Origin of the sequence: Nocardia huaxiensis, from assembly GCF_013744875.1 — a bacterium.
Taxonomy (GTDB): Bacteria; Actinomycetota; Actinomycetes; order Mycobacteriales; family Mycobacteriaceae; genus Nocardia; species Nocardia huaxiensis.
On the sequence record NZ_CP059399.1, the window covers coordinates 4,057,416 to 4,084,070 of the forward strand.

23 protein-coding genes are annotated in these 26,655 nt (G+C 68.1%); 20 read left to right on the forward strand and 3 right to left on the reverse strand.

Annotated features, from left to right (window positions below):
* The first annotated feature begins 27 nt into the window (after positions 1 to 27).
* Positions 28 to 2,409: a bifunctional serine/threonine-protein kinase/ABC transporter substrate-binding protein gene (locus H0264_RS38640; protein WP_231086388.1), complete on the forward strand. Its 2,382-nt coding sequence runs from the start codon at positions 28 to 30 to the stop codon at positions 2,407 to 2,409.
* Between the two features lie 7 nt (positions 2,410 to 2,416).
* Here H0264_RS38640 and H0264_RS18200 read toward each other — a convergent pair whose 3' ends face one another.
* Complete coding sequence (locus tag H0264_RS18200) at positions 2,417 to 3,148, reverse strand: TetR/AcrR family transcriptional regulator (protein WP_181585068.1); 732 nt, start codon at positions 3,146 to 3,148, stop codon at positions 2,417 to 2,419.
* 105 nt (positions 3,149 to 3,253) lie between these two features.
* On the opposite strand from H0264_RS18200, the gene H0264_RS18205 reads away from it, so the two are divergent.
* The 4 genes from H0264_RS18205 to H0264_RS18220 all read left to right on the forward strand — a co-directional run bounded on the left by H0264_RS18205 (position 3,254) and on the right by H0264_RS18220 (position 7,172).
* Positions 3,254 to 4,204: an ATP-binding cassette domain-containing protein gene (locus tag H0264_RS18205; RefSeq protein ID WP_181585069.1), complete on the forward strand. Its 951-nt coding sequence runs from the start codon at positions 3,254 to 3,256 to the stop codon at positions 4,202 to 4,204.
* Entirely contained in the window at positions 4,201 to 4,968 is a 768-nt protein-coding gene (locus tag H0264_RS18210) for an ABC transporter permease (protein ID WP_420832072.1), read from the forward strand. Before H0264_RS18205 ends, H0264_RS18210 begins: the two co-directional genes overlap by 4 nt.
* A 364-nt stretch (positions 4,969 to 5,332) precedes the next feature.
* Positions 5,333 to 6,181: a lysophospholipid acyltransferase family protein gene (locus H0264_RS18215; protein WP_181585070.1), complete on the forward strand. Its 849-nt coding sequence runs from the start codon at positions 5,333 to 5,335 to the stop codon at positions 6,179 to 6,181.
* A 124-nt stretch (positions 6,182 to 6,305) separates the two neighbouring features.
* Entirely contained in the window at positions 6,306 to 7,172 is an 867-nt protein-coding gene (locus H0264_RS18220; RefSeq protein WP_181585071.1) for a hypothetical protein, read from the forward strand.
* Positions 7,173 to 7,211: 39 nt separating this feature from the next.
* Here H0264_RS18220 and H0264_RS18225 read toward each other — a convergent pair whose 3' ends face one another.
* Positions 7,212 to 9,653, reverse strand: a complete 2,442-nt coding sequence (locus H0264_RS18225) for a phosphoketolase family protein (protein WP_181585643.1) — start codon at positions 9,651 to 9,653, stop codon at positions 7,212 to 7,214.
* A gap of 188 nt (positions 9,654 to 9,841) precedes the next feature.
* On the opposite strand from H0264_RS18225, the gene H0264_RS18230 reads away from it, so the two are divergent.
* Positions 9,842 to 10,669: an aldo/keto reductase gene (locus H0264_RS18230; RefSeq protein ID WP_181585072.1), complete on the forward strand. Its 828-nt coding sequence runs from the start codon at positions 9,842 to 9,844 to the stop codon at positions 10,667 to 10,669.
* A 6-nt stretch (positions 10,670 to 10,675) separates the two neighbouring features.
* Here H0264_RS18230 and H0264_RS18235 read toward each other — a convergent pair whose 3' ends face one another.
* Positions 10,676 to 11,320, reverse strand: a complete 645-nt coding sequence (locus H0264_RS18235; protein WP_181585073.1) for a pentapeptide repeat-containing protein — start codon at positions 11,318 to 11,320, stop codon at positions 10,676 to 10,678.
* Positions 11,321 to 11,567: 247 nt separating this feature from the next.
* On the opposite strand from H0264_RS18235, the gene H0264_RS18240 reads away from it, so the two are divergent.
* The 14 genes from H0264_RS18240 to H0264_RS18305 all read left to right on the forward strand — a co-directional run bounded on the left by H0264_RS18240 (position 11,568) and on the right by H0264_RS18305 (position 26,637).
* Positions 11,568 to 11,807, forward strand: a complete 240-nt coding sequence (locus H0264_RS18240) for a hypothetical protein (RefSeq protein ID WP_181585074.1) — start codon at positions 11,568 to 11,570, stop codon at positions 11,805 to 11,807.
* 137 nt (positions 11,808 to 11,944) lie between these two features.
* Positions 11,945 to 13,579, forward strand: coding sequence for a right-handed parallel beta-helix repeat-containing protein (locus tag H0264_RS18245; protein WP_181585075.1), 1,635 nt, complete (start codon positions 11,945 to 11,947; stop codon positions 13,577 to 13,579).
* On the forward strand, positions 13,576 to 15,537 hold the full coding sequence (locus H0264_RS18250) for a molybdopterin-containing oxidoreductase family protein (protein WP_181585076.1): 1,962 nt from the start codon (positions 13,576 to 13,578) through the stop codon (positions 15,535 to 15,537). The genes H0264_RS18245 and H0264_RS18250 overlap by 4 nt, the downstream gene beginning before the upstream one ends.
* A 95-nt stretch (positions 15,538 to 15,632) precedes the next feature.
* Positions 15,633 to 15,974: an NADH-quinone oxidoreductase subunit A gene (locus tag H0264_RS18255; RefSeq protein ID WP_181585077.1), complete on the forward strand. Its 342-nt coding sequence runs from the start codon at positions 15,633 to 15,635 to the stop codon at positions 15,972 to 15,974.
* On the forward strand, positions 15,965 to 17,212 hold the full coding sequence (locus tag H0264_RS18260; RefSeq protein WP_181585078.1) for a hypothetical protein: 1,248 nt from the start codon (positions 15,965 to 15,967) through the stop codon (positions 17,210 to 17,212). Before H0264_RS18255 ends, H0264_RS18260 begins: the two co-directional genes overlap by 10 nt.
* Positions 17,205 to 18,152, forward strand: coding sequence for an NADH-quinone oxidoreductase subunit H (locus H0264_RS18265; protein WP_231086381.1), 948 nt, complete (start codon positions 17,205 to 17,207; stop codon positions 18,150 to 18,152). The genes H0264_RS18260 and H0264_RS18265 overlap by 8 nt, the downstream gene beginning before the upstream one ends.
* Positions 18,153 to 18,162: 10 nt before the next feature.
* On the forward strand, positions 18,163 to 18,726 hold the full coding sequence (locus H0264_RS18270) for an NADH-quinone oxidoreductase subunit J (protein ID WP_181585079.1): 564 nt from the start codon (positions 18,163 to 18,165) through the stop codon (positions 18,724 to 18,726).
* Positions 18,723 to 19,025 (forward strand): NADH-quinone oxidoreductase subunit NuoK, encoded by a 303-nt coding sequence (gene nuoK / locus H0264_RS18275; protein WP_181585080.1) that lies wholly within the window; start codon positions 18,723 to 18,725, stop codon positions 19,023 to 19,025. The genes H0264_RS18270 and nuoK overlap by 4 nt, the downstream gene beginning before the upstream one ends.
* Before the next feature lie 16 nt (positions 19,026 to 19,041).
* Positions 19,042 to 20,919, forward strand: coding sequence for a proton-conducting transporter transmembrane domain-containing protein (locus tag H0264_RS18280; protein ID WP_220140005.1), 1,878 nt, complete (start codon positions 19,042 to 19,044; stop codon positions 20,917 to 20,919).
* 31 nt (positions 20,920 to 20,950) lie between these two features.
* Positions 20,951 to 22,444: a complex I subunit 4 family protein gene (locus H0264_RS18285; RefSeq protein ID WP_181585645.1), complete on the forward strand. Its 1,494-nt coding sequence runs from the start codon at positions 20,951 to 20,953 to the stop codon at positions 22,442 to 22,444.
* 1 nt (position 22,445) lies between these two features.
* Complete coding sequence (locus H0264_RS18290; protein ID WP_244976217.1) at positions 22,446 to 23,888, forward strand: NADH-quinone oxidoreductase subunit N; 1,443 nt, start codon at positions 22,446 to 22,448, stop codon at positions 23,886 to 23,888.
* Positions 23,889 to 24,000: 112 nt separating this feature from the next.
* Entirely contained in the window at positions 24,001 to 25,044 is a 1,044-nt protein-coding gene (locus tag H0264_RS18295; RefSeq protein WP_181585082.1) for a multicopper oxidase domain-containing protein, read from the forward strand.
* A complete protein-coding gene (locus tag H0264_RS18300; RefSeq protein WP_244976218.1) occupies positions 25,044 to 26,234 on the forward strand; it encodes a ZIP family metal transporter in 1,191 nt (396 codons plus the stop codon). Before H0264_RS18295 ends, H0264_RS18300 begins: the two co-directional genes overlap by 1 nt.
* A 10-nt stretch (positions 26,235 to 26,244) precedes the next feature.
* Positions 26,245 to 26,637: a Rieske (2Fe-2S) protein gene (locus H0264_RS18305; RefSeq protein WP_181585083.1), complete on the forward strand. Its 393-nt coding sequence runs from the start codon at positions 26,245 to 26,247 to the stop codon at positions 26,635 to 26,637.
* The last annotated feature ends 18 nt before the right edge of the window (positions 26,638 to 26,655 follow it).

Consider the following 26,655-nt stretch of genomic DNA (forward strand, 5'->3'; position numbering starts at 1 on the left):
AGAGGTCCGCGGATTCGAGGGGGCACGATGTTGCGCGCTGGGGACGTCTTCGCCGGGTACCTCATTCAACGCCGGCTGGGCAGCGGCGGCATGGGGGAGGTGTATCTGGCCAAGCATCCGCGCCTGCCCCGCTCGGTGGCCGTGAAGTTGCTGAATCGGGATTTCGTGGCGGACGACGAGATCCGCGGGCGGTTCGAGCGCGAGGCGGATCTCATTGCCCGGCTGGACCATCCGAATATCGTGTCGGTGCTGGATCGGGGTGTCGAGGACGATCGGCTGTGGATCTCCATGCAGTACGTCGACGGCGCGGACGCTTCGACGCTCACCCCGGCCACCCTGCCGCCGGAACAGGCGGTGCACATCGTCGCCGAGGTGGCGAAGGCGCTCGACTACGCACATTCGGTAGGTGTCCTGCACCGCGATGTCAAACCCGCGAACATCATGCTGGCCCAGCACGCCCCCGGATACGGGGAACGAGTGCTGCTGGCCGACTTCGGCATAGCCCGCCTGCTGGGCGCGACCAACAATCTGACCCGCACCGGATCGCTCACCGTCACGCTGGCCTACGCCTCACCCGAGCAACTGTCGGGCGTGACCCTGGATGCCCGATCCGACCAGTATTCGCTGGCCTGCACCCTGTTCTGGCTGCTGTGCGGCTCGACCCCGTTCGAATCCGCCGAGCCCACCGCGGTGATCACCGGCCACCTGCACTTCCCGCCGCCACCGGTGAGCGCGCGCCGGGCGGGCTTGCCCGCGACCATCGACGCGGTGCTGATCCGCGCGCTCGGAAAACGACCCGACGACCGCTTCGGATCGTGCACCGAATTCGCCACGGCCGCCGGACAGGCACTCGCGTTCTCGGCGGGAACACCGGATTCCGCTGCCGCGCAGGCAAATCCGGCGGGTGAGCCGCCGGAGTCCGCGGTGACAGTGGGGTATCCCTCGGGGATCCCCCCTACCTTGTCGGATCCTGCCGCAGCACACCGGAATCCAGTGGACCAGGGAAGATGGCGGGATCCGGCGGCGCAACCGGTGGTACCGCAACAGGGTTGGATGCCCCCACAGCCCTCTGGGAATTCCGGGCCGGGGTACGCCATTCCGGGCGGCCCGCCGCCCCCGGCAAGCTCGCCGCCGTCCGGTCCGCCGCACTCGAGCGGAAGCCGCGCCAAGTGGTGGCTCGCGGCCGGTGCGGCCGCGGTGGTCGTGGTGATCGCCGTGACCGTAGGCATTCTGCGCTGGGGCGCAAAGGATTCCGGATCGCAGGACAATGCGGCCGCCGCGGGCTCTGCGGTGAGCACGGTGCAACCGGTGCCGCTGATCTCCGGCATCGAGCCGATCGGACGGCTCGACGCACAGGGCAATCTCGAATCCTCTTTCGGTGCAGGCCCCTACCCGGCCGAAACGACATCGGCGACCTGCACGCCGCAGACCATTGCGATCGCGGGCCCGCTGTCGGGCCCGAACGCGCCGCTGGGCCGCAATGTGCTCGGCGGGCTGCGGCTGGCGGTGGATCAGTTCACCAAGCGAAATCCGGACTGCTCGATCACCGTGCGGGAATTCGACACGCTGGGCCAGCCGCAGACGTCGGCGCAAGTGATACCACAGATCGTGAACGACCCGTCGGTGATCGCCCTGATCGGCCCGGTGTTCTCCGGTGAGACGAAGGCCAATGGCAAGGTCCTCAGTGATGCGGGCCTGCCGTTCCTGACGCCCTCCGCGACCAATGCGACACTCTCCCAACAGGGTTGGCGCACCTTCTTCCGCGGGCTGGCGAGCGATGACATCCAGGGTCCGGCGCTGGGCCGCTATCTGGCCGGCAGCGTTGGTGTCACTCGCGCGTGCGTCATCTCGGACGACACCGAATACGGTGTCGGTATTGCCGCGGCCATGACTACCGAGCTGGGAACCGCTGCGCTGCCGTCTTGTTCCGGCACCATTCCACTGGGCAAGGACGCGAGCGACATGGTCGGCAAGATTGCGGCGGCGGCGCCGGACGCGGTGTATTACGGCGGCTACTACTCCGAATCCGCGCCGATTCTGAAGCAGTTGCGCAAGGCGGGGGTGTTCGCCCAGTTCTACTCCGGCGACGGCAGTTTCGATCCGGAGTTCGTCAGTGGTGCGGGTTCCGACGGGTCCGGCACCACGCTCACGTGTGCGTGCGGCCCGGCCGCGTCCGGCTTCGACACCGATTACCGGTCGCTGATCGGATCGGCGCCCGGCGTGTACTCCGTGGAGGCGTACGACCTCGCCACGATCGTGCTGGGCGGCATCGCATCCGGTAAGACCTCGCGCGCCGACCTGCTCGCCTACCTGAAGGGTTTCGATGGCGTGGGTCTGGCCGGTTATTACCGCTGGGCCGACAACGGTGAACCGGCCGAACCGCGCGTGTGGCTGTATCAGGTGAGCTGACGATGCGTCAGGCCCCGGCTGTGCCCCCGATGAAGACTTCGTAGCCGTCCAGGAGCCGGTCCAGGAAGAAGGCGAAATCGGCTTCGTCCCAGTCGATGTCGTCGCTGTCGAAGGCGCGGTGGGAGATGGCGCTGTGGACGGCGGGGTAGCGGGTGGGGTCGACCACCCGCAGGAGCATCTCCTGATAGTCGATCTCGTGGGATCTGCTGACCATGTCGCGGAGGAAGCGGGTGCGGCCGATGACGGACAGCGAAAGATTCAGCAGGAGTTGGAGTTTCAATGGCTCGGCGACGGGTACGGCGGCCAGTGTGGACATGCCGGCTTCCAGCCAGGCCATATTGTTGGGGCCCAGCGGGGGTGAGTTCATGGGGATGTCGAGCCACCACGGGTGGGCTCGGATCGCCCGGTGTTCGGCCCAGGCCCAGGCTTCCAGGCCGGTCCGCCAGCCCGCCTCGCGGGGGATTGCCGGTGGTTCGCCGATGGCGCGATCCAGTAGCAGATCGACGAGTGTGTCCTTGCTGTCGACGTAGCGGTAGAGGGACATGGTGGTGAAGCCGAGTTCTTTGGCGACGCGGGCCATGGAGAGCGCGGCGTAGCCCTCGGCGTCGGCGACGGTAATGGCGGCCTGGACGATCTGATCCAGCGACAGGCCGCGTTTGGGCCCGCGGCTGCCCGTGCCGGTGTGGTCCCACAGCAGTTCCATGGACTTGGGGAGTGGGGCCCGGTCGGGCGTGTGCATGCGGCCTCCTGTCGTGGGTTCCTCTCACATCTTGCGCCATGCCCGAAACTGTGTAGCCTGTACACATCGAGTGTATGTCATACACAGTTTTTGATCGGGGTTCTCATGGCCACTCCCACACGGCCCGTCATCGAGGTGTCCGGGCTCGTCAAATCCTTCGGAAAACAGCGGGTGCTGCGTGGCATCGACGCGAATGTGCCTGCCGGAAGCGTGTTTTCGCTACTCGGCCCGAACGGGGCGGGTAAGACCACCATGGTGCGCATCCTCACCACGCTGGGGCGGCCCGATGGGGGACAGGTGCGCGTGGCCGGGCTCGATCCGGTGCGCGAACCCGACGCCGTGCGCGCCGTCATCGGGGTGACGGGGCAGAACACCGCCGTGGACGGAACGCTCACCGGCGCGGAGAATCTGCGGCTGGTCGGCAGGCTGTTGCATCTCGGATCGGGTGAAACATCCAAGCGCACAGCGCGATTGCTCGAGCAGTTCGGGCTGGCGGAGGCCGCGCACAAGCGGGTCGGCTCCTACTCCGGCGGCATGCGGCGACGGCTGGATCTGGCGATGAGTCTCATGGGCGACCCGCGGATCGTCTTCCTGGACGAGCCCACCACCGGCCTCGATCCGCGCAGCCGCCGGGAATTGTGGCAGGTGATCAGGGGTTTGGTCGCCGACGGTGTGACGGTTTTCCTCACCACCCAGTATCTGGAGGAGGCCGATCAGCTGGCCGACCGCATCGCGGTGCTGGACGACGGCCGCATTGTCGCCGAGGGGACCGCCGAGGAACTCAAGCAGCTGGTGCCCGGCGGGCACATCCGGCTGAGTTTCGCCGACGAGGACGGCCTCGCCGCGGCGGCGCGGGCGGTCCCGGTGGCCGAGGTCGACGCGGAACAGCTTGTGCTGCAAGTCCCTTCGGACGGCAGCGTCGGCGATATCCGCAAACTCCTCGACCACTTCGACGATCACGCCGTCACCATCGACCGCCTGGACATCCACACCCCCGATCTCGACGACGTCTTCTTCGCGCTCACCGGCGCCACCACGAAAGGTGCACAGTCGTGACGACTCTCGTTCGCGGAGCCCAGGATTCGGCCGCCATGGTGGGCCGCAACCTGCGGCACAGCCTGCGCAGCCCGGACACCATGATCATGACGATCGCGGTGCCGGTCATGATCCTGCTCATGTTCACCTACGTCTTCGGTGGCGCGATGAACGTCGGCGGCGACTACCTCGATTATGTGGTGCCCGGAATCATCCTGCTGTGCGCGGGATTCGGCTCGGCCGGCACCGCGGTGAGCGTGTCCACCGATATGCAGGACGGCATCATCGACCGCTTCCGCACCATGGCGGTATCCCGCACCTCGGTGCTCGCCGGGCATGTCCTGGAGAGCCTGCTGCGCAATCTGCTCACCACCGGCCTGGTCATACTCATCGCGGTGGCACTGGGTTTCCGCCCCACCGCGGACCCGATCCGCTGGCTGGGCGTGCTCGGCGTGTTGTCGCTGTTCATCCTGGCGCTGTCCTGGCTGGCCGCCGCGTTCGGATTGCTCGCCCGGAATCCGGAGGCCGCCAATGGTTTCACCTTCTTCTTCATGTTCCTGCCCTATGTGAGCAGCGCTTTCGTGCCGCTGCACACGCTGCCGAGCTGGCTGCGCGGGTTCGGCGAGTATCAGCCCGCGACGCCCGTCGCCGAGGCGGTGCGCGGCCTGCTCATGGGGACGCCGGTGGGGAACAATGGCGTGCTGGCCGTGATCTGGTGTGCCGGAATCGGTTTCGCCGGCTACCTGGCGGCGGGGGTGCTCTATCGGCGGCGCGGCGTGAGCTGACATCGCCCTACGCCGATATGCGCATCTGAGCATGTATCTCGCGCATGTCGCGAAGCGGCCCATCCTATGTCGGCCCCGGTGAATTCGCCGGGGCCACAACGCCATTGTTGGGTATCGCACACTCCCTCCCAAGCAAGCGCTTGGGTTGATAACGTCGAAAGGGCAGGAGGACGGTGACGGGCATCGGTCGTCGAGGATCGACAAGCGCTCGCACACACTAAGGGGACCGCGCTGGAACGCGGCCCGTTCTGGGCTATCAATGGGGATGTGACCGGGGGCAATTCATTTGTGCCGACGTCGTTTTCGGCGTCCGTGTGTGTTTGCCGCGCCCGTCTCCGGCAAAGCAATACCCAAAGGACGGCTCATGACTGAAACACTGCGCACACCCGATGCGAACCACCCGCTGCTCCCCTTGGCGCGGGCGTACACGAACTACTTCACGCCCGAAGTCAGTGGCCTGGAGAATCTTCCGGCCTCGGGGCCCGCGCTGGTCATCGGCAATCACTCGTCGATCTACTGGGCGCCGGAGGTGTGGATCACCTTCATGGCCATGATGGACCGCCGTCCGGACGAGCCGACCTTCGGTGTCGCGCACGAAATCCTTTTGCGCGCACCGCTTCTCGGTGAGAGCCTGCGGCAGTTCGGCGTGATCGCGGCCTCGCAGGAGGCGGCGAGCGCGGGGCTGAAGGACGGCGGCGCGGTCATGGTGTACCCGGGCGGTGACTGGGAGGCGTGCCGGCCGTGGACCGAGCGCGACAAGATCGACTTCGCCGGGCGCAAGGGCTTCATCCGGCTCGCGCTCAAGCTGGGCGTGCCGGTGATCCCGGCGGTCGCCAATGGCGGCCACGATTCCATCTTCATCGTCAGCCGCGGTGAGCGCACCGCGCGACTGCTCCAGCTGGACAAGCTGTTCCGGGCCAAGGTGTTCCCGTACACCGTCGGCCTGCCCTTCGGCGTGGCCCCGATCCTGCCGCAGATTCCGCTGCCCGCCTCGGTGCACGTGAGTTTCCTGCCGGCCCTGGACTGGTCGACGCAGGTGGGCGATCCGGATGACGAGGCGCTGGTGGACTCGTACTACGAGCAGACGGTGGCGACCATGCAGACCGAACTCGACCGGCTGCGCGCCGAGGATCCGAATCCGGTGGCGACCGGAATCAAGAAGCATGTGGCCGGTTTGCCCGGCCCGCTGTCGGGTCTGGCGAATCTGCTGTAACCCGCGATCGGGGTGCGGGGCGACTCTCGGGTGTGGTGGGCCCGGGAGCCGTCCCGTTGGTTATCGCAACCCGGCGCGTGCCGCTCACCAGCACCTAGCTAATTGGACGCTAGCGTAGTTCCACATGAGTGAGGGCCAGCCGTTCCGGGACGCGCGTGCGGACGAGCACGCGCGTCAGCTCGAGGAACAGCGTCTGCAAGCGTGGAGCAACTATCTGAAGGCGAGTGCGGGCATCGCCGACAGCCGCATCCAGGCCAACCTCACCGGCTGGAAGCGCTGGCTGCATCACCTGCCGGGCGCGTCCATCGACAAGGCCACCGCTCGGCGCGACGCGCTGCGGCGGGAGCTGTCCGAGCACGGGGTCGGGGCCGACGATCGGCTCTGGGGCGTGCTGTCGGGGGCGCGGGTGCGCAGTCTGGGGACGTCGGTCTGCCTCGAGACCACCATCGCGGACCTCGTGCGGGAGTACGAGCCGACCGCGCCGCACTGGACGCGGCAGCTGGAGCGGGTCGCGCAGGCGGCCGGGGAGGCGCGACCGCTGGCCGCCACCGGGGACCGGGCGGTGGTGGCGGAGGTGATCGAACAGCTGCTGCCCGTCACCCGCATCGCGCCGGACGAGCAGGCGCGGCAGCGGCTCACCGATCATCTGCCGGGCACGCTGCGGCCCGTTCCCGCCGACATCACCACCCTGCGGCGCAGTGACACACTCGTGGAGGTGGTGTTCGACATCTACGCCGACACCATCAAACTCGACAACATCACCGTCAATCCCGAACTGCGCGGGACGGGATTGGGGAGTGCGGTGCTGGCGCACCTGTGCCGGTCCGCCGACGCGCATCACCTCTATATCGTCGGGCAGCTGGTGCCGACCTTCCGTGACGATGATTCGGCGGTGCCGCGGCTCGCGGATTGGTGCCGCCGCCACGGGTTTTCGGTCAACGAGCGGCTCGGCGGGCGGATCGTGCGCAGCCCGGCCAGCGTCGGCGCCTGATCGGCCGGGTGCGGTCGGCGGCGCGGGTATCGCCGTGCGTCATGACCACTTCCACTCGGCGACGACGGGAATGTCCTCGCCGTGTTCGCGGGTCCAGGCGCGGGCCTGCCAGCGCGCGTCCTCCATCTCCTGACGCAGTCCCGCGGCCTTCTCGCGCAGCTCCGGCACGCGGTCGATGACATCCATGACCAGGTGGTAGCGGTCCAGGTCATTGAGCATCACCATGTCGAAAGGCGTTGTGGTGGTGCCCTTTTCCTTGTAGCCGCGGACGTGCAGGCCGTCGTGGTTGGTGCGCCGGTAGGTGAGACGGTGCACCAGCCACGGGTAGCCGTGGAAGGCGAAGACGATCGGGCGATCCCGGGTGAACAGGGTGTCGAACTCGCGGTCGGGGAGCCCGTGCGGATGCTCGTCCTGCGGCAGCAGTCGCATGAGGTCGACCACGTTCACCACCCGCACCCGCAACTCCGGTAGCTGTTCGCGCAGAATCGACACTGCCGCAAGGGTTTCCAAGGTCGGGACGTCTCCCGCGCAGGCGAGTACCACATCGGGGGACATGCCCTCGTCGTCATTGTTGCCGGCCCAGTCCCAGATGCCGATGCCGCGGGCGCAGTGCGTCGCGGCGTCCGCCACCGACAGCCAGCTCTCCTGCGGTTGTTTGCCCGCCACAACGACATTCACGTAGTGGCGGGAACGCAGGCAGTGATCGTAGGTGGAGAGCAGGGTATTGGCGTCCGGCGGCAGATACACCCGCACGATCTCCGGGCTCTTGTTGAGCACCACGTCCAGGAATCCCGGGTCCTGATGGGTGAATCCATTGTGGTCCTGCCGCCAAACATGCGAGGAGAGCAGGTAATTGAGGCTGGCGATGGGTCGCCGCCAGGGAATCGCCGCGCTGGCGTCGAGCCATTTGGCGTGCTGGTTGAACATGGCGTCGACAATGTGGATGAACGCCTCGTAGCAGGTGAAGACGCCGTGCCGGCCGGTCAGAAGATAGCCCTCGAGCAGGCCCTGGCACATGTGCTCGGACAGCACTTCGACCGCGCGGCCGGTGCGGTCGAGTTTCACGTCGTGTTCGGCGATCTCGGCCTGCCAGTCGCGGCCGGTGACCTCGAGAATGTCCTGTAGCCGGTTGCTGGCCAGTTCGTCGGGGGCGAAGGTGAGGAAGTTGTCCGGGTTGAGCCGGGTGACCTCGCGCAGCCAGCCGCCGAGCACTCGCGTCGCCTCGTGTTTGACCGCGCCGGGGGACGGCACGTCGACGCCGGAGTCGCGCCAGTCGGGTAGGCGCAGATCCCGCAGCAGCACCCCGCCATTGCTCACCGGATTGGCGCTCATGCGGCGGCCGCCGGACGGATTCAATTCCAGCAGTGCGGCATGGGGGCGGCCGTCGGCGTCGAACAGTTCCTCCGGGCGATAGGACTTCAGCCACTGCTCCAGCACCTCGCGATGCCGCGGATTGCCGCGCGCCGCGGCGAGGGGCACCTGATGGGCGCGGAAGGTGCCCTCGACCTGTTCGCCGTCCACGATCGGCGGGCAGGTCCAGCCCTTCGGGGTGCGCAGGATGATCATGGGCCAGGCGGGCCGGGCATCGGAGCCGCGTTCCCGGGCGGCGGTCTGAATGGCCGCGATGCGGTCCAGGCATTCGTCGATGGCGCTCGCCATGGCCTGATGCACCGTGCCCGGATCGTCGCCGGTCACCGGAATCGGGTGGTAGCCGTAGCCGCGCAGCAGGCTGAGCAGTTCCGATTCCGGAATGCGCGCCAGGATGGTCGGATTGGCGATCTTGTACTCATTGAGCGCGAGAATGGGCACGACCGCGCCGTCGCGTCCGGCATTGAGGAATTTGTTCGCGTGCCAGCTGCCCGCGAGCGGACCGGTCTCGGCCTCGCCGTCGCCGATCACGCAGAACACCGTCAGATCCGGATTGTCGAGCGCGGCGCCGTAGGCGTGCAGCAGCGAATACCCCAGCTCGCCGCCCTCGTGGAAGGAGCCCGGCGTGTCGGGTGCGCAGTGGCTGGGCACGCCGCCCGGAAAGGAGAACTGGGCGAACAGCGCGCGCATGCCCTCCGCGTCCTGCGGAATGTGGCTGTAGAGCTCGGAATAGGTGCCCTCGAGCCAGGCGCACGCATTGGGTCCGGGCCCGCCGTGACCCGGCCCGGCCACGAACACCGCGTCCAGATCCCGTTCCCGGATGGCCCGATTGGCATGCACCCACACCAGATTCAGTCCCGGCACGGTGCCGAAGTGGCCGAGCAATCGTGGCTTGATGTGCTCGGGCAGCAACGGTTCGCGTACCAGCGGGTTGTGCAGGAGGTAGATCTGTCCCACCGAGAGGTAGTTGGCGGCCCGCCACCAGGCGTCGAGGGCCTCGAGCTCGGCGCGGGTGAGGGGGCCGGGTGCGTCGGTGAGCCGATAGGCGACGGGCGCGAGGGTTTCTCCGCTGCTCGAGGTGTCATTGTCGCCCGCCGTGTCGGCGACGTCGATCGAGGTTCCCGGCGTCAATGAGCGTTCGCTGCTGGATGTCACGGTGCGCCTTTCGCAGGGGGACGGGCGGCTACCTCTCCAACTTCGGATGCTACCGGTGGTTTCGTCGGGTTCGGGAATACCGTGGACGATGGCACCGCTGAGGATTCGGAAACCGACCGTGTGACCTACTACCGAGAGGTACCGCCTTGCAGGAAGTCACCCTCAATAACGGCAGCACCGTTCCGCAGCTCGGGTTCGGCGTGTGGCAGGTCGAGGACGACCAGGCCTACAGCGCCGTGACCACGGCCTTCGAGGCCGGATACCGGCATATCGACACCGCCCGCATCTACGAGAACGAGACCGGTGTCGGCCGCGCCATCCGGGATTCCGGACTGCCGCGGGGCGAGGTGTTCCTCACCACCAAACTCTGGAACAGCGATCAGGGTTACGACGCGGCGCTGACGGCGTTCGACGCGAGCCTGGATCGGCTGGGCACCGACTATGTCGACCTGTATCTGATCCACTGGCCCACCCCCGAGCACGATCGCTATGTCGACACCTGGCGGGCACTGGAGAAGATCTACGCCGATGGGCGCGCCAAGGCCATCGGCGTCTCGAACTTCACCGAGGCCACGTTGAAGCGGCTGGTGGACGAGACCGATATCGTGCCCGTGCTCAACCAGATCGAGCTGCACCCGTACTTCCAGCAGCGCGAGATGCGTTCGGTCGCAGGCTCTCTCGGCATCGCCACCGAGGCGTGGAGCCCGCTCGGCCAGGGTGGCGCGCTGTTGTCGGAACCGGTGCTGGCGCGCCTCGCCGAGCAGTACGGCAAGACGCCCGCGCAGATCGTGCTGCGCTGGCATCTGCAGATCGGCAATATTGTGATTCCGAAATCGGTGACGCCGTCCCGTATTTCGGAGAACATCGACGTTTTCGACTTCGCGCTGTCGGAGGCCGATCTGGCCCTGATCGACGATCTCGATAATCCGGGCGGGCGCATCGGACCGAATCCGGATACCTTCAATCTGGCGTGAGACCGATCAGTTTTCTACGGTGATGCCGAGGGCGGCGGCGAAAGTCGGCGCCAGCGACAGCAATTGACGGGGATTGATCTTCGCGCCCTTCATGCCGTCGATGCCCTCGGCGATATCGATTTCCACCGCGCCCCGGAAATCGGTTTTCGCCAGCCGTGCGCGATTCATGACGAGGCGGTTGATGGTGGAGCCGTCGAAACTGACGCCGGTCAGGCGGGCATCACCGAAATCGACGTGGCGCAGCACGCAGTCGACGAAACTGACCTGCTGCAGGGTGGCGGTGCGGAAGTTGACCGAATCGAGTTTGCAGCCTTCGAACCGCACCCGGCGCAGGTCGGCGCCGCCGAGGTCGAGGCCGGACATGGCGCCGGCCACGAATTCGGCGTCGCGCCAAGAGGTGTCGCCCGCATCGGTGCCGACCCAGCGCACATTGTGCAGCCACACGTCGTTGAAGGCGCTGTGACGCAGGCTGCCGTGGTCGATGGTGAGCGAGGTGAAGGCGGTTTCGGCGAAGCGGGCCGACTGGATGATCTGCTCGTCGAGGTGCTGACCGTCGAAGTGGGCGCAGTCGTATTCGCCGCCGGTGCGGGGGAGGTCGGTGCTGGGTTCGAGGTGCCGGGCGTAAGGGAGGTCTGCCAGTTCGCGCGCCATGGTGGTCCACCGTAGTGGAGTCCGCCGACAAGCTCGGGTGTGGGGGTTTTGTCTGAATCTAATATTCAGGGTGATGTCCCGATTGCGCGAATTCTTCTATTTATCGCGATATTTCGCGGAAATAGCCTCTCGCTATCGGTGTGGTGCGGGCGTAGTGTGTTCTCCGGTCGTCATTCATCCACTCACCGAATTGAGATTGAGGATTAGGCCGTTGCCTTCCACTTCAGGTTATTGCTGGGATACCTCTGTGCAAAACCCGGATCCCAGTGCTCCTGCGGGAACTCTGATCGTCAATGCCGACGGCTCCGACGCCGTCATCGTCCGGGAACTCGACTGTGCGATGCTCACCATCGCCAGCATCGCGGTGCTGTCCATCGCGCTGGCGCTGATGGTGCTCATCAGCAATGCCGACTTCGGCGACGGCCAGCAGCCGACGCCCGGCCCGGCCGGAAACTGCCAGCCGTTCTGCCCGGTGACCGGGGGCTGACGCGCGCTGCCCGGCGAATACGCCTTGTGCATACTGCCGGGCGCGCACCATGATTCCTGGAATTCTGCCGGGGTCGCGGCCGGGAACGAGATGGCAGATTGCTTCTCATTCTCGGCGCATCGACACCCCGGAGCCTCATGTACCCCAGGACCCCTGCCCGGCGCGCCGCCCTGCGCGCGTCGGCGTCCCTGCTCGCCCTGCTGGCCTGCGCCGCGTCGACGGCCGGAACAGCTGCGGCGCAGCCGGATTCGCGCACCTGGTATGTGAGCGGCGGTGCGCCGTCGGGGGGCACCGGCGCGGCGGACTCGCCGTTCGAATCGCTCGCCCGCGCGGAGACGGCGTCCGGGGCCGGGGACACCATCGTGGTGCAGCCGTCGATGGCGGTGCTGGACGGCGGAATCGCGCTCAAGGCCGGTCAGAAGCTGGTCGGCGCTGGTGATTCCGTGGTCGGCGCGGCCAATGGTGTTGCGCTGCCCCGGATTACGAATACGACCGGCAACCACGACGGCGATGCGGTGCGCTTGGCTCCCGGGGCCGAGGTGCGCAATCTGGTGGTCGACGGGGCGCGTCGCGGCGGGATCTACGGCCGGGACGCCGCGGATGTGGTGATCGCCGGCAATGTGGTCACCGGCACCAATCGGAATTGCGCGGACGGGTTCATCATCGGGCCGTTCACGCTGCCGCCGACCATTCCGATCGGTGTGAGCGCGGACCCGCTGCCGAATTTCATCACCCTCAACAATGGGTGGGCGGCGATCATGACCGACTTCACGACGGCCGCCGGAAATGTCGCGATCGACGGGAACCTGGTACACAACACCGCCTGCGGCGACGGCATCGACGTGCGGGCGCACGGCACCAGCCGGGTGCACGCCGACCTCACCGGCAACGCGCTGCGCGATATCAACCTCGGGCTCGCCAAGCTGTCCGTGCTGGCCATGGGCCTGCAGGCCGGGGACTCCGCGCAACTCGACGCGAACCTGATCGGCAATTCGCAGATCGGCATCGCCCCGCTCGAGACCTCCCCGCTCAACCACCTGGCCGACAGCGAAGGCGTCTTCATCAACGCCCTGGGCCGCGCCCGCCTCGACGTGATCATGGACCGCAATGAATTCCGCGACGGCCACGGCAACTTCTCGGCCAACGGCCTCGAGTACGTCACCACCAGCGGCACCCCCGACAGCCGGGTGACGGTCACCAACAGCACCTTCGACACCGTGCGCGGCGACATCATCGAGAACTACAACCTCAGCGCCGACGGTGCCCGCCAGTCCCTCACCCTCGACAATGTCCGCGCCCACCGTTCCAGCTTCCCCGCCGGCGCCCTCAACCCGATCATCCCCGCCAACCTCGGAAGCTGCCTGGTCGCAACGAATTTCGGCCGCACCGGCCACACCGACCTGACCGTCACCAATTCCTCCTTCGGCGATTGCAGCGCCGACGGCGTCGGCCTGATCGCCTACACCCCGACCGGTTCCGGTCCCGCCACCGCCGAACTCGTCTTCGACATCCGTGACACCACCATCGCGGGAACGGCCGCCAATGGCCTCAACATCATCAATATCGGCGACACCGCCACTCTGCGCGGCACCGTCGAGCGCACCGACATCTCCGCGGCCCAGGGCTCGCTGATACGGACCCGCAATAGCGGCGGCACCAATGTCGCCGTCGAATTCGGCCCCGGAACCCTCGAGGGAGCGGCCGTGCCCTGCCTCGCTTCCACGCACCCGCGCATCGATATGGCCGATTCGGTCATACGATCATGTCCATGAAGGTTCTCGGTGCGTGCCCGCTGGATTGCCCGGATGCTTGCTCCTGGGAAGTGACCGTCGAGGACGGCGTCGCGGTGGGGTTGCGGGGGAACAAGGCACATCCCGTCACCCGCGGGGCGCTGTGCGTGAAGGTGAACCGGTACCTCGAACAGGTGGGGTCGCCGGGACGGATCCGGTATCCGATGCGGCGGGTCGGGGCCAAGGGGGAGGGGAAGTTCGAGCGGATCAGCTGGGACGAGGCCCTCGAGGAGATCGCGCGGCGGGTCGGCGGGGTCGTCGAGGAGTACGGGGGCGAGGCGGTCTGGCCGTTTCACGGGACCGGGAGCCTGGGGTACATCCAGGGGCTGGAAGGGTTCGTGGGGCGGCGGTTCTTCAATGTGCTCGGTGCGAGCCTGATGAAGGGGACCATCTGCTCGATCGCGGGGACGATGGGGCTGAAGTACACGCTCGGGACGTCCGGGGGGATGGATCCGGAGGATTTCGCCAAGTCGCAGTTGATTCTGCTGTGGGGGACGAACCCGATGACCTCCGGACATCACCTGTGGAAGTTCATTCAGGACAGCGGGGCCCACACCGTGGCCATCGATCCGGTGCGGACGAAGACGGCCGAACGGTGCGATGAGCATCTCGCGCCGCTGCCGGGGACCGACGCGGCGCTGGCGCTGGGGTTGCTGCATGTGATCGTGTCGCTGGGGGCGCAGGATGAGCAGTTCATTGCCGAGCAGACGGTGGGCTGGCCCGAATTCCGCGCACGCATAGCGGAATACCCGCCGGAGCGGGTCGCGGCGATCACCGGGCTGCCGGTGGAGCAGATCGTGGCGCTGGGGGAGCGGATCGCGCGGACGCGGCCGACCGCCATCCGGGCCTCGCAGGGAATGCAGCGGCATGCCGGTGGCGGGATGGCGCTGCGCCTGCTGGCCTGCCTGCCGGGCGTGACCGGGGACTGGGCGATTCCCGGTGGGGGACTGCACTATTCGACCAGCGGGCACTTCCGGCTCGACGACGCCGAACTGCTGCGCATGGATCTGCTGCCGCATCCGGTGCGGACGCTGTCGCAGACGCGTGTGGGAGACGCGTTGCTGGACAATGACGGTACGCCGGTCAAGGCGATGTTCGTGATCGCCGCCAACCCGGTCGGATCCAATCCCGACCAGCGGCGGGTGATCGAGGGGCTGTCGCGGGAAGACCTGTTCACTGTTGTGCTGGAACACTTCTCGACCGACACCGTGGACTACGCCGACATCGTGCTGCCCGCCACCATGCAGCCCGAACATCTCGATGTGATCGCCGGATACGGGCACCTGTACCTGCTCTGGAACGAGCCCGCCGTCGCGCCGCCCGGCGAATGTCTGCCCACCACAGAGATTTTCCGGCGGCTGGCGCGGCGCATGGGATTGACCGAGCCCGCGCTCTACGACTCGGACGAGGATCTGGCTCGGCAGCTGCTGAAGGGCTACGACGTGGAACGGCTTCGCGCCGAAGGGTTCCTGAAAATCGACAAGCCGCCGGTGCCCGCGGGCAAACTGCAATTCGTCTCCGAGCGGGCCGCGCTCGACGGCCACGATCCGATGCCGGACTACACCGCGCCCGCCGACCCCGGTGACGGGCTGGTGCTCATCTCGGCCGCCTCGCACTACTTCCTCAACAGCAGTTTCGGCTCGAACCCCGAATTGGTGCGCCGCGCAGGCGAATCCCGCGTCACCCTGCATCCCGATGACGCGGCCGTCCGCGGAATCACCGATGGCGCACCGATTCTGGTGTCCAATGACCGCGGCTCCTTCGAGGCGGTGGCCGAGGTGTCCGACCACGTCCGTCCCGGCGTGGCGGCGACCACCAAGGGCCGGTGGGCCAAGCACAACAGGGGTGCCACGGTGAACGCCACCATCGCCGAACGCGATTCGGATTACGGTGGCGGCGCCGTTTTCCACGACAACCGGGTGCGCATCACCCCGCGATAACCCCGCACACGGTCGGACACCCCGGCGATTCGGTCCCCGGAACTACGTAGTTCCCTAGTAGGATCAGGCCCGGGGCGCACCGGAGGTGTTCGACCGTGACCAACCTGCTCGTGATCCTGACGGCGGTGACGTTATCGCTCGCCGTGCTCTACGCGGCCGCTCGCGCCGTGCGCCCCGCCCCCGCCGACACCACGCAGCTGCCGTTCCTCTCCGGCCATGCCGCCCGCGAACACGCGGTCTCCCGCTACCACGTCCGCTGGTACACGATCACCATGATCTTCCTGGCCTTCGACATGGAAATGGCCTTCATGTACCTGTGGGCCGTGGTCGTCGCCGATATCGGCGCCAGCGCGGTGATCGAAATGTTCGGCTTCCTGGCCGTGCTGTTGATCGGAGTCCTCTACGCCTGGCGCGAAGGCGCACTGCGATGGACCTGAAAGCCTGGCTCCTGCGCCGCGCCGCCATCACCCCGTACGTGGTGACAGCGCCCGGCGGCACCGCCACCCGCCTGGCCGTGGAGGCGGCCTGCCGCGCCGCGGACTGGACTCCCGCTCACAGCCCTGCCGCCGCAAACCTCCTGGTCGTAGCCGGTCGATTCGAAGAACCCTTCGCCGCATACGCACACCGCATTCACAACTCGATGCCCCGACCCCGACTCCGCGTCGACATTCCCGGCCCCGACACCGCCGCAGACGCCCTCGCCGCCGCAGCCGAACGCCTGCGCTCGGGCGACAGCGACCACCCTGAACCCGAGCCGGCCGTGCACCACGGCGGCGACAGCCATGCCGGGCACACCGGACATGACGCTCACGAAGATCACATGGGCGGCATGCATGATCACGGTGGCCATGGGATGGGGATGGCGTTGCCGGGCGGGTTGGCCATGGCGGATCGGGCCGAGGATCGGGACGGGCTGCGGCTGGATGTGCTGAATGTGCCGCTCGGGCCGGTACTGGCGTGGTGGCCTGCCGGGCTGGTGGTGGATACCCGGCTGCAGGGTGACATCGTATCCGGCGCAACGGTTTCCGTGCTGGAGCCCGCTGTCGACACCGAGTCGTTCTGGCTGGGTCCGTGGCTGCGGGCCGCACGCGGCGAACAGGTGTCGACGGGGGAGGCCGGGCGGTGGTTGGTAGCCCGGCGCCTGGATTCGGCGGCGGATCTGCTGGCGGTCGCGGGATGGGCGGACGAGGCTCGCGCGGCGCAAAGGATGCGGGACGACGCGCTGAGCGGTGAACTGTGGCCGCAACCCCGCAACCGCCGGCCGCTGTCCGGACAGGACGGCGCGGGTGCCGCGGCGGCATCGCGTGCGGATTTCGATGTGCGCCTGGACCGGTGGGCACGGCGGGTGTCGAGATCTCGGCTGTTGCGCTGGTCCCTGCGGGGTATCGGGCGGATTCCGGATGCGCGGGGCGTGCCGAGCGGGTTGGCGGGGGATGCGCACGACCGCCTGCGGTGGTTGATCGACGGGCTTGTCGGTGTCGATCTGCGGGGTGAACTGCCTTTGGAGCCGGGTGGATTCGTGGCCGCTCAGATGCGCAGGACGGACTGGATCATCGAGGCACTGCCCGCGCTGCTGACGGGAGCGGAGCTCGGGGAGGCGCGTCTGATCGTGGCGAGTCTCGGCCCGGATCAACAAGCCCGCACACGGACGACGGTGGAGGCGGCCGATGGCTGAAATGTCGGGGCAGAGCATGATTCAGGTCGCGCCGTGGTGGGTGGCGGTGCTGGCGCCGGTCGTCGTCTTCGTCGCGGTGGGTGCGGTCGAGACGGCGGACACGGTAGCGCGAGCACGAGCCGCGGGCGGCTCGGTGGCGGTAGCGCTGGGAGCGCCCGCCCGCCGGTGTGCGCTGCTGCTGGTGCAGCAGCGGCGATCCGTCGTGGGGGCTGACGTATTGCTCTGGCGGGCAGCGGGTTTCGTGCTGCTGATCGCGGCGGTGGCGGCAGCGGCGCTGGTGCCGTTCGGTGCGTGGGTGGTGCTGGACGGTGGGGTGACACTGGCCTGGTTCAATGCGCTCGAGGTCGTGGCCTGGGCGGCGGTATGGATGGCCGGGTGGGGTGCGGATTCGGTCTTTTCGCTGGTGGGTGGGTATCGGTTCGTCGCACAGGGGTTGGCCTACGAGCTGCCGCACATGTTCGCGCTGACCTGTGCGGCCATTGGGGCCGGGTCGTTGAGTGTCGCCGATATTGTTGCCGCGCAGCAGGATCGGTGGTTCGTGGTGATCATGCCGGTGGCGTTCGTGGTGTATCTGCTGTCGGTGCCCGCGATGTCGTTCTGTGCGCCGTTCGGGACGGCGGCGGGCGGGGATATCGCGGGCGGGGTGCTCGAGCAGACGTCCGGGGTGGACCGGCTGGTGCTGGTGGTGGCGCGGCGGGCGCTGTTCGTGGCGGCGGCGGCGATGGCGGTGCCGCTGTTTCTCGGAGGCGGGGCGGGGCCGTGGTTGCCGGGGTGGGCGTGGTCGCTGGTGAAGACGGTGGCGGTGCTGGGAGTGCTGGTGTGGATGGGGCGGCGGTGGCCGGCCATCCGGATGTCGCGATACATGGAGATCGCCTGGATCGTGCTGTTGCCGCTGATTCTGGTTCAGGCGCTGGTGGTTTCGCTCGTGGTGATCCGGTGAGGAGGGCATCGTGGCGGCACAGGTGATGTTCTGGATCTGCGCGGTCGGTGCGGTCGCGGCCGGGATCGCGGTGTTCCGGGTCGATTCCATGGCGCGGGCCACCTTCGCGCTGCTGGTGTCGTTCCTGTTTACGGCGGGCACCGTATTCCTGGTCGAGCTGGCCTATCTCGGCGTGCTGGTGGTGCTCATGATGATCATGGAGATGGTCGTCATGGTGGTCTTCATGGTCATGTACATGATGAATCCGGCCGGGCTCATGCCGATGACCATGGTGCACAACAGCAGAGCCGCCGCAGCCATCTCGGCTGCGGTGTTCCTGGCGCTGACGGCCGTTGCGCTGCTGGTGGATTGGCCGGAGCGCGACGGTGAACGATCGGCCGATCCGACGGCCGCCCTGGGCGAGGCCATCATGGGCTCGAAGATGCTGGTGATGATCGTCGTCGGCCTGGTGCTGTTCGCCACCATCGTGGCCACGGTGGTGCTGGCCACCCATCGTGGCCGCTACGACCGATACGGCGACGGTCTCGACCGGCGACCGGCCGACGATCCGGTGGAAGGCGGTGTGGGGCAGTGAATCTCCCCGAATTCCTGATCCTGGCGGCGGCGCTGTTCAGCGTCGGCCTCTACGGCGTGCTGTCCCAGCAGTCCATCGTCATGGTCATGATGGGCCTGGAGCTCATGATCAACGGCGTGATCGTGGCGGCGGCGGCCTTCTGGTATTTCGTGCGCCCCGCCGCCGACGCACAGGTGTTGATCCTGGTGGCCGTCACCGCCATGGCCGTGGAGATGGCCGCCGGATTCGCCGTCACCACAGCGATTTTCCGATCCCGCGATATCGACGTGGTCGATGCGGCCGCGGACCTGAAGGGCTGAGGCCGTGCTCTGGTGGATGATCGCGCTACCGGCCGTGGCGGGTGCGGCGCTGCTGCTGTGCGGTCGTCGCGCCGATCGGCTCGCGCCCGCGGCGGCGATCACGGTGGCGGCCGCGACGACCGTGCTGGCCGTACTCAATGTCGTTGACCGGCAGAGTGTTTCGGCCACCTTCCTGCACGGCATCCCGGTGGCCCTGCGCGTCGACGGCCTGTCGGCCGTCATGATCGTCACCGTCGCCGCGATCGTCACCGCCGTATTGCTGTTCGCCGCAGGCGATCTCCGCCGCGACGAGCCTGCCGCCCGCTTCCACGGCCTCATGCTGCTGTTCGCGGCCGCCATGCTGACCACGGTGACCGCCGAGAACCTGCTCACCCTGCTGTTCGCCTGGGAACTCATGGGCGCGGCCTCCTACGCCCTCATCGGTTTCCACTGGCGCGACGAACACCGCGCCGCCTCCGGCCTGGTGGCCTTCTTGACCACGCGCACAGCCGATCTCGGCCTGTACCTCGCCGCCGCGGCCGCCTTCGCGGGCGGCGCGTCCGCCCTCACCCTGGACCACCTCGCCCGCCTCGACAATGGCTGGCGCGACGCCGTCGCCGCCGGACTCCTGCTGGCCGCCTTGGGAAAATCCGCCCAGCTCCCCTTCAGCTTCTGGCTCTCGCGCGCCATGGCGGGCCCGAGTCCGGTGTCGGCCCTGCTGCATTCGGCCACCATGGTCGCCGCCGGCGCCTACCTCCTGCTCCGCCTGGCGCCACTGCTGGATGCCACCGGCTGGGCCGCCCCGGCCGCGGCGTGGATCGGCGCGCTCACCGCTCTCGCCCTGGGCGCGGTGGCGGTCTGCCAATCCGACCTCAAACAACTCCTGGCCGCCTCGACCTGCTCCCAGGTCGGCCTGATGGTGCTGGCCGCGGGCGCGGGCGGGGTGGCTGCGGGCACCGGCCAGCTGGTCGCCCATGCGGTCACCAAGAGCCTGCTGTTCCTGGGCGCGGGCGCCTGGCTCACCGCCCTCGGCACCAAGAACCTCACCGGCCTGCGGGGTGCCGCACGGGCCTATCCCGTTGTGGGCGTGACCTTCACGATCGGCGCGCTGAGCCTGGCCGGGGTACCGCCGTTCGCGCTGTGGCCCGCCAAGGACGCGGTCCTGGCCACCGCGCGCGACTTCTCCACCGCCCTGTACCTGGTCGGCTTCGCGGCCGCGATCCTCAGCGCCGTCTACGCCGGGCGGGCACTCACACTGGTGTGGGCAGCCGCCACCTCCGAGCGAGCAGCCCCGAGCTCCAGCGGTACGGCGACGAGCGCAAGCCACTGGGACGAGGAGCAGGCCGGAACTCGCCGGGTGAGCGTCGCGGCCGCGACGGCGCTGGCGGTGCCGGCGATCGGTACGCTCGCCGCCGGGGCGGGCGTGGTCCCGGCGGTACGCGACGGATTCGTCGATCTCGTCGACGCTGGTTCGGCGGTGGCGACCACCGGATGGGAGCTCGGGATTTCCGGGGCGGTTGCGGTGTGCGCGGTCGTACTGGTGGCCATGGTGATTCGCAGGCGGGGCGATCTGCCCGCCCCGGCGTTGCCGGCGGGCTGGTTCGGGCTCGAGCGAGTGGTCGATCGTTGCGTTGTCCGGCCGGTATTCGCGATTGCTCGTGGCGCGGCCGGTCTCGACGATCGGGTGCTCGATCGTGGTGTGCGGGTGGCATCGCGGCTGACGGTGGACTCGGCTCGCGAGATCGACCGCCGGGTCGAGCGCGCCGTCGACGGTGCGGTACGGGGAATCGGCACTGCCGCACGGGATCTCGGGCGGTGGGCGCGGCGGCCGGAGACCGGGCTGGTGCATCAGTACTACGCGCAGGCGATTGTCGGGATCGTGGTGCTGGCCGTGCTGCTGCTGGTGGCGCGATGAGTCGTCGGTTGCGAGGAGAGTCGAGGTGAGCGTGCTCAGCGTGCTGGTATTCCTGCCGTTGGCGGCGGCGGTCGTCCTGCTGACCGTGCCGCGGCTCGGTGATGGCGCGGTGCGATGGCTGTGGGTCGCGGTGAGCGCGGTCGAACTGGCCCTCACGGTCGCGCTGTGGCTGCGGTATCGCGAGAACTCCCCTGCCGCTGGGGCATTCGCCTTCGAGGAGCAGGTCGACTGGATTCCGAGCCTCGGCGCCAGCTATCACATCGGGGTGGACGGGCTCAGCCTGCCGCTGATCGCCATGACCGCCCTGCTGTTCCTGGCCTGTGCGGTGTACTCGCTGCGGCAGACTCGGCGGGTTCGGCTGTACGCGGCGCTGTTCCTGTTCCTGGAGACCGTCTGCCTGGGCGTGTTCGTCTCCCTGGATCTGGTGCTGTTCTTCGTCTTCTTCGATCTGTCGATCGTCGGGATGTACTTCGTCATCAATGGCTGGGGGCACGCGCGGGCCCGGCAGGCGGCGCTGCAATTCTTCCTGTACACCTTCATCGGGTCGCTGGCGCTGCTGCTGGGCTTCATCGTGCTGTATCTGGCCGCGGAGCCGCACACCTTCGACCTGGTGGAGCTGGCAAGGGCGAATCCGCTGGCGGGCAATGCCGTTCGAGGCGGGATCGCACTGGCGGCGATCGTGGCGGGGCTGGCGATCAAGACGCCGACGGTGCCGTTCCACACCTGGCTGCCGCCCGCGCACACCGAAGCGCCCGCCGCCGGGTCGGCCATTCTCGCGGGCGTACTGCTGAAGCTCGGCACCTACGGTTTCGTGCGGATCGCCATGCCGCTGCTGCCTGATTCGTGGCGGCGGTACGCGCTGGTGATCGTGATCGTCGGCGTGATCAGCGTGCTCTACGGCGCGCTGGTCGCCCTGGCGCAGCACAACTTCAAGCGCATGATCGCCTTCACCTCGGTCAACCACATGGGCTACATCGTGCTCGCCGTCGGCGCGGCCGGACTGGTGGCGGGCAATAGCGAGGACGCCCGCACGCTGGCCATCACCGGTGCGGTCACCCAGATGGTGAGCCACGGATTGATCACCGGCGCACTGTTTCTGCTCGCGGGCGTGCTCTACGAGCGCCGGAACACCTACGACATCAACGCCTTCGGGGGCTTGGCGGGTCAGGCCCCGATCTTCGCCGCGGCCACCGCCGCAGCCGCCTTCGCCTCGCTGGGCCTGCCCGGTTTCTCGGGGTTCATTGCCGAATTCCAGATCTTCCTGGGCTCTTTCGCGCCCGCACCGGTGCTCACCGCACTGGCCTTCCCCGGCATCCTGATCACGGCGGCCCTGCTGCTGCGCGCCTACCAGAAGATCTTCCTCGGGCAGCCCGGCACCGGAGAATTCGCGGATCTCGCACCGCGAGAGGCATTTTCGATCATCCCGCTGCTGGTGGCCTCGCTTGCGATCGGCGTCTTCCCGCGCTTGCTGCTCGACATCATCGAACCCGCGTCGCACACGCTGGGCCTGCTGGTGGTGCGCTGACATGGGCGGCATGGAGCAGATGACCGAAGAGGCCATGGCGCGCGACCTGCTCGCCCTGGCCCCCGAGGGCGCGCTCGCCCTCGCGGCAATCCTGGGTCTGCTGCTCGGCTCGTTCCTACCACGCCGAAAACAGTGGATGGTGCGGATACTCGCGGCCGGCGGGGCCATCGCCGTATTCGCGACCACCCTGCCGGTGTGGCACGACGAGTCCACGCTCTTCGACGACAGCTACGCCATCGACACCGCCACCAACACCGTGCGTGTCGTGGTGGCGGCCGCGATCCTGCTGCTGCTCGCGCTGTCGGTCCCCGAAACCCGCGGGCACGCACGCGAATCCGAGTACATCGTGCTGCTGGTGCTGGCCGGGCTGGGCGCGATCCTGCTGGCGGGCGCGAACGATCTGCTCGTCCTGATCGTCGCCTACCTGCTCGCCGGCATCCCGCTCTACGCACTCACCGCCTTCGGCAAGGACGCCTCCGGCACCGAGGCCGCACTCAAGTACTACCTGTTCGGCGCACTGTCGGGAACCATCATGTTGTTCGGCGCCGCACTGGTTTTCGGCGCGGGCCGCGCCACCGCCTACCCCATGCTCGCCGAAGCGGCCCCGACCGCGCCCAGCGCCGCCCTTGCGCTCGGCACGGTCGCCGTCCTCACCGGGCTGCTGTTCAAAGCCGGTGCGGTGCCCCTGCACTTCTGGGTACCCGACGTCACCCAGGGCACCCGCCCGGAAGTCGCCGCGCTGGTGACCACGGTCCCGAAACTCGGTGCGGTGGTGGCGATCTACCGTCTGGCCACCACCGTCCTCGAACCGAGCGCACTGGACTGGCGGCTGCTGCTCGCCGTGCCGGCCGCCCTCACCATGACCCTCGGCAATTTCGCCGCCTTCTTCCAAACCGATGTGCGCCGCCTGCTCGGCTACTCGACAATCAGCCAGGTCGGCTATCTGCTCGTCGGTGTCGCCGCCGGGCCCGGCCCACTCGCACTGTCGGGCGTACTGCTCTACCTCGCCGCCTACGCCGTCACGAATCTCGGCGCCTTCGCGGTCGTCTGCGCCCTGCCGCGTCTGCGCGCCCTCACCGACTACGCGGGCCTGCTGCGTCGGCGCCCGGCCCTGACCATCGCCCTGATCGTGTGCCTGCTCGGCCTGGTGGGCACGCCGCCCACGGGCATTTTCGTCGGCAAGCTGGCCGTCTTCACCGCCGCGATGGACGCTGGCCTCGGCTGGCTCGTGGTCCTGGCCCTGCTCAATACGGTCGCGAGTGTCTTCTACTACCTGCGCTGGATCACCCCGGCCCTGCGTGGCCGCGCCACCGGCGAATCCGGCGATCCGGCCCTGGCCGTTCCCCGCGTGATCGCCTACCTGGCCGCGACGGTGTCGGTCCTCGCCGGCGTGTTCGCCGGGCCGATCCTGAACGCCGTCGAGGGCGCCACGCCCATTCGCTGACCACGGCAGCGACCCGGCAACCGGAACCTTTGTGCCGCAATCCCTTGTGGTATCGGGTCGTGGAGAAATAAAGTTAGGTATATCAAACTTTGCTGTTTGGTAAGGCGGTACAATGGTTGCTCCATCGCGGCGGCAATTCCTGGCAGGCGGCGCACTGCTCGGAGCAGCGGGCGCTGCTGCCGTGCCCGCCATCGCGGCCTCGGGGCAGGGGACCGGGCAGGGGCCGCGGCACAGCAAGACCTCGGACATGAGTCACGGTGGGGGAGTGGAGGGTCCGACCTTCCGGCTCGGAACCACGGTCGACCACCAGGCCAACGGCTTCCACCCCACCGAGATCCTGCGCGACTTCGACTACGGCCGGGTATCGACGCTGCCCGACGGCCGCACCCTGCGCACCTACGAAATCGCCAGCAGCGATGAGGAATTGGAGATCGCACCCGGCGTGCGCTTCCCGGCGTGGACGTTCAACGGCCGCATTCCCGGCCCGACCCTGCGCTGCACCGAGGGCGACGAACTGCGCTTCAACTTCACCAACGGCTCGGACCATCCGCACACCATCCACTTCCACGGCCTGCACCCCGCCGACATGGACGGCGTCCCCGGCGCCGGGCCCGGTGTCATCGAACCGGGGCAGAGTTTCACCTACGCCTTCGACGCCCGGCCCTTCGGCCTGCACCTCTATCACTGCCATGTGAGCCCGCTGGCCGAGCACATCGCGCGCGGGCTGTACGGCACCTTCATCATCGACCCGCCCACCCCGCGTGCGCCCGCCGACGAACTGGTGATGGTGATGCACGGCTTCAACACCACCTTCGACGGCGAGGGCAATCAGCTGTACGCGGTGAACGGCATCCCGTTCCACTACGTACACGAGCCGGTGCGCGTGAAACGCAATGAGCTGGTGCGCATCTACCTGGTGAACGCCCTGGAATACGATCCCATCAACAGTTTTCACATCCACGGCAATTTCTTCGAGTACTTCCCGACCGGAACCCGTTTGGAACCAGCGGAATTCACCGACACCATCATGCAGGCGCAGGGTCAGCGCGGCATCTGTGAACTGCGATTCCCGTTCACCGGCACATTCATGTTCCACGCCCACAAGACCGAATTCGCCGAATTGGGCTGGATGGGCTTCTTCGAAGTGGTGGAATGATGGCCGAACACACTGGAGCGCAATCGGATTCCCGTACTCCGGCCTGGCTGTCCTGGGTCGGCGTGGTGGGAATCATCGCGATCGTGCTCACCACGCTGGGGTTGCTCGGCGGGCGGGCGCTGCCCGATCGGGTCGGCCCGCCCGTCGAGGAGGTCGCCGTCGAGCACGCGGTGCTCACCGACGGGAGAATCGCGGTGACCGTGCGGAATACGGGCCCGGATCCGGTGACCATCGCGCAGGTGTTCGTCAACGACGCCTATGTCGACTTCGCGGGCGGCGAGGACGCGATCGGCCGAATGCGCAGCGCCACCCTGGATCTGGACTATCCGTGGCAGGAGGGCCAGCCGTATCTGATCTCCATGCTCACCTCCACGGGTGTGGTGCTCGAGCACGAGATCGCGGTGGCGGTGACCACGCCCCGCCCGGGGGCCTCGTTCTACGGGCTGATGGCCCTGCTGGGCGTCTACGTCGGCGTGATCCCCGTCCTGCTGGGCATGCTGCTGCTGCCGGTGCTGCGCCGCTCGGGCTCGGGTGCGCTGCGGCTGCTGCTGGCGCTCACGGTCGGTCTGCTCGCCTTCCTGGCCGTCGACGGCACCACCGAGGGGTTGGAGCTGGCGCAGGAGTCGGGCGCGGCGTTCGGCGGCGTGCAGTTGGTCGTGTTCGGCGCGGCGGCGGCGTTCCTCGCGCTCATGGCGGTCGATCGCTTCCTGAAGGCGCGACGGGCGCGGGAAGCGGATGGCACCGGCCCGCGCTTGGCGCTGATGATCGCCATCGGCATCGGCCTGCACAATCTGGGTGAGGGCCTGGCCATCGGATCTGCCTATGCGGTAGGCGAATTGGCGCTCGGCGCCTTCCTGGTGCTCGGTTTCGCCATCCACAACACCACCGAGGGTGTGGCCATTGTGGCGCCGCTGGTGCGGCAGCGGCCCTCGGTCGTGCGGCTGCTGCTGCTCGGCCTGATCGCGGGCGGACCGGCCATCATCGGTGCGGTGGTGGGCGCGAGTGTGAACAATGCCGAACTGTCCGCGCTGCTGCTGGGCATCGGGGTCGGCGCCATCGCCCAGGTCATCGTGCAGATCGCGCCCGCTCTGCGCGCTCCCGGCCGGGATCGCGCCGACGGCGCCGTGCTGGGCGGCGTGCTGGCCGGAATTCTGGTCATGTATGTGACCGGCTTGCTGGTGAGCGCCTGAAAGGCCGGCCATGACAGACCCGCCGGGCATTCCACGCCGCACCGTCCTCGGGTGCGCCGCCGCCTGCGCGCTGGCCGCCAGCGCGGGGTGCAGTGCGGGCCGCGCCGAAGATCCGGCCCCCTTCACCGCCGCCGCCACCGACATCCCGGTGGGCGGCGGCGTCGTGTACGCCGAGCGCTCGACGATCATCACGCAGCCGAATCCCGGTGAGTTCCAGGCATTCTCGACGGCCTGCCCGCATCAGGGCTGCGCGGTCACCGAGATCCGCGACGGGCAGCTCGTCTGCCCCTGTCACGGCAGTCGCTTCCGGCTCGCCGATGGTTCCGTCGAGCGCGGTCCTGCCCGGGATGCACTGTCCCGCCGCGCAATCCAGGTCAGTGGAACCGATCTGCGCATCACCTGACCGGGCGCGGGCGGTCCG

What these genes read in the sequence shown, in the direction of transcription:
- H0264_RS18215 (WP_181585070.1), top strand. Translation starts at nt 5,333, where the DNA reads ATGACTGAAACACTGCGCACACCCGATGCGAACCACCCGCTGCTCCCC.
- H0264_RS18305 (WP_181585083.1), top strand. Translation starts at nt 26,245, where the DNA reads ATGACAGACCCGCCGGGCATTCCACGCCGCACCGTCCTCGGGTGCGCC.
- H0264_RS18220 (WP_181585071.1), top strand. Translation starts at nt 6,306, where the DNA reads ATGAGTGAGGGCCAGCCGTTCCGGGACGCGCGTGCGGACGAGCACGCG.
- H0264_RS18295 (WP_181585082.1), top strand. Translation starts at nt 24,001, where the DNA reads ATGGTTGCTCCATCGCGGCGGCAATTCCTGGCAGGCGGCGCACTGCTC.
- H0264_RS18200 (WP_181585068.1), bottom strand. Translation starts at nt 3,148, where the DNA reads ATGCACACGCCCGACCGGGCCCCACTCCCCAAGTCCATGGAACTGCTG.
- H0264_RS18260 (WP_181585078.1), top strand. Translation starts at nt 15,965, where the DNA reads ATGGACCTGAAAGCCTGGCTCCTGCGCCGCGCCGCCATCACCCCGTAC.
- H0264_RS18300 (WP_244976218.1), top strand. Translation starts at nt 25,044, where the DNA reads ATGGCCGAACACACTGGAGCGCAATCGGATTCCCGTACTCCGGCCTGG.
- H0264_RS18280 (WP_220140005.1), top strand. Translation starts at nt 19,042, where the DNA reads ATGATCGCGCTACCGGCCGTGGCGGGTGCGGCGCTGCTGCTGTGCGGT.
- H0264_RS38640 (WP_231086388.1), top strand. Translation starts at nt 28, where the DNA reads ATGTTGCGCGCTGGGGACGTCTTCGCCGGGTACCTCATTCAACGCCGG.
- H0264_RS18205 (WP_181585069.1), top strand. Translation starts at nt 3,254, where the DNA reads ATGGCCACTCCCACACGGCCCGTCATCGAGGTGTCCGGGCTCGTCAAA.
- H0264_RS18235 (WP_181585073.1), bottom strand. Translation starts at nt 11,320, where the DNA reads ATGGCGCGCGAACTGGCAGACCTCCCTTACGCCCGGCACCTCGAACCC.
- H0264_RS18245 (WP_181585075.1), top strand. Translation starts at nt 11,945, where the DNA reads ATGTACCCCAGGACCCCTGCCCGGCGCGCCGCCCTGCGCGCGTCGGCG.
- H0264_RS18250 (WP_181585076.1), top strand. Translation starts at nt 13,576, where the DNA reads ATGAAGGTTCTCGGTGCGTGCCCGCTGGATTGCCCGGATGCTTGCTCC.
- H0264_RS18265 (WP_231086381.1), top strand. Translation starts at nt 17,205, where the DNA reads ATGGCTGAAATGTCGGGGCAGAGCATGATTCAGGTCGCGCCGTGGTGG.
- H0264_RS18290 (WP_244976217.1), top strand. Translation starts at nt 22,446, where the DNA reads ATGGGCGGCATGGAGCAGATGACCGAAGAGGCCATGGCGCGCGACCTG.